Annotated in this window: 7 protein-coding genes; 4 read left to right on the top strand and 3 right to left on the bottom strand. The window is 55.6% G+C overall.

Annotated features, from left to right (window positions below; all coding sequences use genetic code 11):
* From KJ653_04230 to KJ653_04240, 3 genes are all read left to right on the top strand, one after another.
* Window positions 1-1,417: hypothetical protein (locus tag KJ653_04230; GenBank protein MBU0685040.1), on the top strand; the 1,417-nt coding region annotated here is incomplete at its 5' end.
* A 408-nt stretch (window positions 1,418-1,825) separates the two neighbouring features.
* Window positions 1,826-2,179, top strand: coding sequence for a hypothetical protein (locus tag KJ653_04235; GenBank protein MBU0685041.1), 354 nt, complete (start codon window positions 1,826-1,828; stop codon window positions 2,177-2,179).
* A complete protein-coding gene (locus tag KJ653_04240) occupies window positions 2,136-2,657 on the top strand; it encodes a BlaI/MecI/CopY family transcriptional regulator (GenBank protein MBU0685042.1) in 522 nt (173 codons plus the stop codon). The genes KJ653_04235 and KJ653_04240 overlap by 44 nt, the downstream gene beginning before the upstream one ends.
* A gap of 1 nt (window position 2,658) precedes the next feature.
* Here KJ653_04240 and KJ653_04245 read toward each other — a convergent pair whose 3' ends face one another.
* The 3 genes from KJ653_04245 to apt form a co-directional block, all read right to left on the bottom strand.
* A complete protein-coding gene (locus KJ653_04245; protein MBU0685043.1) occupies window positions 2,659-4,059 on the bottom strand; it encodes a tripartite tricarboxylate transporter permease in 1,401 nt (466 codons plus the stop codon).
* Window positions 4,060-4,196: 137 nt separating this feature from the next.
* A complete protein-coding gene (locus KJ653_04250) occupies window positions 4,197-4,754 on the bottom strand; it encodes an adenine phosphoribosyltransferase (protein MBU0685044.1) in 558 nt (185 codons plus the stop codon).
* A gap of 96 nt (window positions 4,755-4,850) precedes the next feature.
* On the bottom strand, window positions 4,851-5,381 hold the full coding sequence (apt, locus tag KJ653_04255; GenBank protein MBU0685045.1) for an adenine phosphoribosyltransferase: 531 nt from the start codon (window positions 5,379-5,381) through the stop codon (window positions 4,851-4,853).
* 209 nt (window positions 5,382-5,590) lie between these two features.
* Between apt and KJ653_04260 the strand changes: the two genes are divergently transcribed.
* Window positions 5,591-6,684 (top strand): FprA family A-type flavoprotein (locus KJ653_04260; protein ID MBU0685046.1); only part of this gene is annotated, 1,094 nt, incomplete at its 3' end.

A 6,684-nucleotide genomic window follows, 5' to 3' on the forward strand; every position in this document is an offset into this window, starting at 1 on the left:
GAGGCTGGTCAAGGCGGGCATAGGTGACACGAAAGCCTACAAAGAGCGCGTGGACATACTGAAATGGCTCCTGGTAACGTGCCTGGATTCCGGGACCGAGATACCGTTCAGGATGGGCGGATCGTTCGATGTCCTCCCCGTGGACGACATCGTCGAGAGGTACGCGAACGGATCCATTGGGAAGACAGAGGTCACCGATAGGCTCGAGGTGTTCGGGGTCGACAAGAGCTTAGAGCCGTCTCTCAAGCGTGTGTCCAGAGTGTTCAAATTCCCAGCCCCTGAACAGATGATACGGGTGGACATCGGAAGCAGCAAGCTGAGCCTCACTCCTGATCATCCATGCTATGTAAAGCGAGGCAAGAGCCTGGGGCTGAAGAGGGCGGACAGATTGGTAAAGGGAGACCTGCTCCCGGCGCTCATGCCCTTGTACAGCCCCGAGGCAAGGTCTGGGAGATCGCTCTCGCAGATGTGCGTCAGAAACGTGCGGAGGGTGAGGCCAGCTGGCGACTACGTGTACTGTCTGGGTGTTTCAGAGCCACTCCATGGGTTCGCGCTCTCGAACGGAGTGCTCACGCACAACTGCTTCGGGTACACTGAATACAGGAACGCGCGGTTCGGAAGGATCGAGTGCCACGAGGCGATCAACGCCTACGGCAGGGAGATAATGCTCCAGACATCGGAGATGGCCGAGGCGCACGGGTTCGAGATACTGCACGGGATTGTGGACTCCCTTTGGCTCAAGGGCAATGGCGACCCAGAGAAGTTCTGCGAGCATGTGTCCGGGCATATCGGTATCCCTCTCGAACCCGAGGGCACGTACAAATGGCTCGTCTTCCTCCCGGACAGGTCGCACGGAGTCGGGGCGCTCAACCGATACTATGGCCTTTTCGATGATGGCAGGCTCAAGGTACGCGGGATCGAGCTCAGAAAGCATGACACGACCGAACTGGTGAAGGACATGCAGTCTGAGCAGCTAACGCATTTCGCAAGAGCCTCGGACTCCCAGCAGTTCATAGAGCTGATCCCGTCCGCGCTCGAGATCGTGGAACGATATGTAGATGCCGTGAGGTCGGGGACCGTGCCTCTGAGGAAGCTGCTGATGACCAAGCGCGTGTCTCAAGGGCTGGGGGAGTACCGGCAGTTCAATGACAGCGTTGCCGCCCTAGCACAGCTCGACATCGAAGGCTTCAATGTCAACCCAGGAGAGGCCGTTAGATATCTGATTACGGACTGTAGGAGCAAAGACCCGAAGAGGCGCGTGAAGGTCGATCCGTTCGTGTCCGGGTCCGAAGAATACGATGTCGAAGCCTATGTGGACCTATTGCTTCGCGGGGTCGAGGGGATGTTTCTTCCGTTCGGGTACGACATGGAGAGGTTGTCTGGAATTTTCAGCTCAAAGAACCTGCGCCAAGGCTGACGTCGAGTTTTGTGCTAAGAACATACTGACTCACCGACAAACCTATATAGCATGATGACGAAACAGGTCATAGGCCACCTGAGGGGGAGACAGATTAATCCTGATCCGAATTCGCTGTGCGGACTCTGATCATGAAAGCTACGCGTGGCCCTCGTGGCCGGGAAGAAGCTCACGATAAAGGAGGAAGGGATACCGCCTTGGGCAGGATGCCCAAAGGCGCTCAGATTTATCCTAGGCCTCCGTCCGAACAGGACGATTAACAAGGCCAGGGATGTAGCGCCCAAGCCGGGTACTGCAATTCGGGGGGAGAAAGGCGGTCCCTTCCTCTGTTAACTTCTTCCCTCGATTTTCCTTCTGAACAGTTAATAACGTGGATTGGGGATACAGCGGGCAGAGAAGGTGAGTGCCATGGATGACCAATTGGCGATAGTCATCAGATTGATAGTCGCCGTGTGCGCGCTCATACCCTTCGTGGTGTTCTTGCTGAGCTATCTGCGCACACGGATGACAAGGCTGCTACTGGCAGCATTGGGTTTCGGGGTCTTCGTCGTCAAGGAGATACTCTTGGCGGCCGGAACGTTCACGATAGTGATCAAAGAGAAGAACCCGCACGCCCCGGCTGTCACCCACTCGGAGCTGGCACTTCTTGAGGGAGCCATAGACCTCGCGATCATCCTGCTGTTCTTGGCAGCACTTCTCTGGAAACAAGGTGCATCTGTTGAGCGAAGCCCTGGAGCTGGAGACAAGAAAGAGAGTGTATGACCTAGTAGTCACCAAGCCAGGCGTCCACCTCCGCGAGATTGAGAGAGAGACGAGCCTTCCCCTCGGGGTGGTCAGGTACCATGTCGAACGCCTGCAGCGAGAGGAACTCATCTTCGCCGAGGAGGACCGCCACTTCAAGAGGTTCTTCCCCAAAGGCAGGATTCCGAACGTGCCGACCGAGACATTCTCGGCACTGCGTCAGGAGAGCCTCAGGCGGGTTGTACTCCATCTGCTGAACAACCCTGGCTCCACCCACTCCAGCATGAAAGAGGTCCTGCAGCTTCCAGCATCCACGGTGTCGACCTACCTCTCAATACTTCTGAAGAAGAATGTGGTGAGACGTGAGAAGAGGGGCAAAGAGAACCTGTACTTCGTCTCAGACGAGGAGAGCGTCATGAAGGTCTTGGTCGTCTACAGACCCAGCTTCCTGGACAAGCTGGTCGATCATGCCATCTCTCTCTACATGGAGAGAGAGTGATTCATAGGGCAGAGAGGAGCATCAGGATTATCGGCACCAGCAGGCTGCCCATGAGCAGTATCCTGCGCGCGCCGATGAGAGGGGGAAGGAGGCCGAGCGACGTTGCGGCCATCAATAGAATCGAACCCCTGATGCCCGTCAGTACTATTGAGAGCGAACACACGAAAACGAGCGAGGCGATGGCCAGCTCCTTCGAGCACAGGAGCTTCCTCGCTCTGGAAAACCCGGACCCAAACCAGTCAAGGATTTCATAGGATGCCAGCGCTGCCACAAGCATCGATAACAGAATGGCCGAGATCGGTAGAAGGTTGTCTGACCAAGGCACGGGCTCGTCACCATTGTCCATGAAGAACGATACGGCATCCATCGCCCCGCTCCTCGCACGCATGATGCCGAACAGCGCTCCAACTGCGAAGATTGCTCCCGATGCCGATATAGCCGAGTATAGCCAAATGAACCTGATCGAGGCATCGATATCGTTCATTCCACTGGTCTCCCTCATCGTGGGGGAACACAATGTCACTGCAGACCCAGATGTCATACCCGGCATCCATCCGACGACCGCACCTCCTAGGAGTGAGGTAGCCAGCTCGCGTATCCCAGGCCTATGACGAGAGCGGCCTGAGCATTCTCCGGGGATGTCAGAAACCGCCTTCGAACCCAGGCTCAAGAGCAGGCCGGAGATTCCGAACAGACCCGCGAACATCGGCAACAACAATGACGATCTGGGCACGAAGCCATGCACGATCCACGGGAAGTCCGAGATATTGCACGCGAAGTAGCTGGTCTTGAGGACCAGTGTACCCAGCAGGCCCGCGACCGTGAAAACTGCGGACCCCTTCACGATCTTCTCGAGCGCATCCTTCCGGCGAGGGCGCAGACGAAGGGACGGGAGGCCCTCAGAGACTACGAGGACAGCCGAGAATGCGATTACGATGAACACCATGACTTTTCTGAGTATTTCATAGAGATGAACCGGGTCAGACATGACCATGCAGATCGGAAAAAATGCAACCGTTGAGACGAGTATGCCGACAAGAGCACCGTCAGCTGAGGCTCTCACAGCAACGGCGCCCAGGCCTGCCTTGGCCAACCTGTGAGCAGGAAGGACAGAGATGACATCCCCTGCCGGAATCCCGATGTATGTTGATGTGATCGATTCCGCAAAGATGTGGGCTACGAGCGCGGCGGAGATGAAACAGGAGATGGCTATGCTCGATTCTGTGGTGCCCAGGAACGAACAGAGCGCACCGAAGAACCCAATGGTGATCCCAACGTAGGCGGTCATGGCAGCTGCAATGTTGTTCATGTGCAGGCCCGGGACCAAACCCGAGGAGAAGCCGATGACCGTTCCTAAGGCGGACGCTGACAAAGCGGAGACGAGGAGACCTAGACCCGACACGGAAGGCAGATGATGCGACTCGTCGATTCACGCGCGCACTGCAGTAATAGTACACTATTCGAGAGCTCATGGCGTCCTTTTAGGATTCAATCGACTGATGCATCATATTTGTGATGCCCCTAATCAACAATGGAATCCTACAACACAACGACCTTGTTGTTCACGACTTCGACCTTGACCAAGGTCTTGATCGGCATGGATATCTTCCTCTCGATCTCGGGCTTCTTGTCGGTCTTCTCGATCACGACGAGGATGTCGACTATCTTGACCTGCATGGTCTTCAGCGCCTCGATGAGCGCCCAGAGGGTGCCTCCAGTGCTGACGACGTCATCGACGACTGTGACCCTATCGCCAGCTTTGAGACCGTTTATCCAGAGGGGGTTCTTCGAATAGCCGGTCACCTGCGAGAGGCTGACCTCGCCCGGAAGACCATACATCTTCTTCCTCACGATGTTGAATGGCTTCCCTGTCTTCAGCGACAGTGCGGTTGCGAGCGGAATCCCAAGGGCCTCGATCGTCACTATCATGTCGCAATCGAAATTGCCTATCTCAACCATGGCAGCTGAGATCTCATTTAGAATCGCTGGATCGATCGACGGTATGCCGTCGGTTATTGGGTGTACCATGTAGTCGTATTCGCCGCGTCTTACAATCACTGAATGTTCAAGTGACGCCTTCAACGCTTCAAGGGCCATGGTTGTGGAATCGCAGACCAGATATTAAACCTTCTTTTCGTCGTCTCAATCTCGAGGTCTGGCTGGCGAGGGCTCTTCAGAGCTGCTCTGGGATTGTCAACCTTGCTCGGTTGTGGTCTTGCAGCTTATGAGCGAGAAGATGTCGTACTTGCCACCCAGGTACTCCCTCGGACGAAGGTACTCCAACTCCACCAGGAAGCCCATCCCGACAACCTTGCCCCCCAATTGCTCAACCAAACCAGCGTTGGCTTTTATGGTCCCTCCAGTCGCTAGGAGGTCGTCGATGAGCAAGACCCTGTCGCCTTTCTTGATCGAATCCTCATGGATCTCGATCACGTCCGACTCGTACTCTTTGTTGTAGCTCAAGCTGGCTACCTTATGGGGTAGTTTGCCTTTCTTCCTTATTGGCACGAACCCTACGCCAAGCTCATGCGCCACAGGCGCTCCGATGATGAAGCCTCTGGCCTCGTTAGAAACAACGACATCGACATTCCTGTTTCTGTAATGGTCCGCAAGACCCCTAACGCATTCCCTGAAGGCCTGCTTGTCCTTCAGCAACGGCGTGATATCCCAGAAGACCACTCCCTTGTGTTCGGGGATCCATCTGATCTTTGACTTCAGGTCCATACTGAATTCACCCTTGGAAAGAGCACCCTTCAATGCACAGCTGTATTCATAGACTCTTCGTTTCGAAGCATAGACAGACGCATACACCATCTACAACTTGAAACGCTGACTGGCACTCGACATTCATGGCAGGTCCGTCCGTCCTCCAGATGGAACGTCAACAAGTCTAAGAACCCCCTTACTATTCGCAAAACACAGAGGAAGATAGCATGGCCAAACCAATGGGAACCATATCGCTCGCACCCAACGTTTTCTGGGTGGGCGTGAAGCATCATGACAGGAGGCTGTTCGACGGACTGATACCGCTTCCGCATGGAACGAGCTACAACGCGTACCTTGTCGTTGGGACTGACAAGATCGCGCTGATCGACTCCGTGAACCCTGGATTCGAAGGGGAGCTTGTGGAAAAGATATCGCAGCATGTGGACCCCTCGAAGATCGACTACGTCATAATGAACCACGCAGAGCCGGACCACGCCAACGCGATCAAGCACATCATGACCTTGGCGAAGAACGCCAAGATGGTGGCTGGCGCGAAGGGGAGGGACGCTGCCATCATGTACTTCGACATCGATCCCGAGAGGATAATGGTCGTGGACGAAAGCTCAAAGATAGACCTTGGCGGGAAGACTCTGAGCTTCGTGGATGCGCCTTGGCTGCACTGGCCAGAGACCATATTCACTTACCTCGAGGAGGACAAGATACTCTTCCCCTGCGATTTCTTCGGCTCCCACCTTGCAGTCGGCGCGTTCTACGCGGATGAGTACGGCAACGACCTTTCACTCGACATGGCGAAGCTGTATTTCGCCGAGATCATGATGCCGTTCACGAAACCGGGCCAGAACGCCATCGAGAAGGTCAAGAAGCTGGGGCCAAAGGTGATCGCTCCTTCCCACGGCGTCCTCTGGAGAGACCCCAAGATCATCCTGGACGAGTACACGAAGTGGACCACCGAGAAGTTCGAGAAGAAAGTCATGATAGTCTACGTCTCGATGTGGGGCAGCTCTCTGAAGATGGCAAAAGCGCTCCAGGAAACGCTGGTAAAGAAGGGCGTGAGCGTGAACATATTCGACCTAACGGTCACTGAGATCGGGCATGTGGCCAAGGAGCTGGTCGACACGCCAGTTGTCGTCATAGCCGCGCCGACCGTGCTCGGAGGCGTGCACCCAGTAGCCGCATACGCGACCCTCCTCGTCAAGACGCTCAGAGCCCCGACGAAGTACGGCGTAGTTCTGACATCGTTCGGATGGTCTGGGGGCGCGGTGAAGCAGATCCAATCTCTGCTCGAGGGGTCCAAGCTGGA

The sequence above is a fragment of the Candidatus Thermoplasmatota archaeon genome (assembly GCA_018814355.1).
Lineage (GTDB): Archaea > Thermoplasmatota > Thermoplasmata > UBA10834 > UBA10834 > COMBO-56-21.

Coding starts and splice junctions, on each gene's coding strand:
- KJ653_04235 (MBU0685041.1), top strand. CDS start 1,826: ATGGATGACCAATTGGCGATAGTCATCAGATTGATAGTCGCCGTGTGC.
- KJ653_04250 (MBU0685044.1), bottom strand. CDS start 4,754: ATGGCCCTTGAAGCGTTGAAGGCGTCACTTGAACATTCAGTGATTGTA.
- apt (MBU0685045.1), bottom strand. CDS start 5,381: ATGGACCTGAAGTCAAAGATCAGATGGATCCCCGAACACAAGGGAGTG.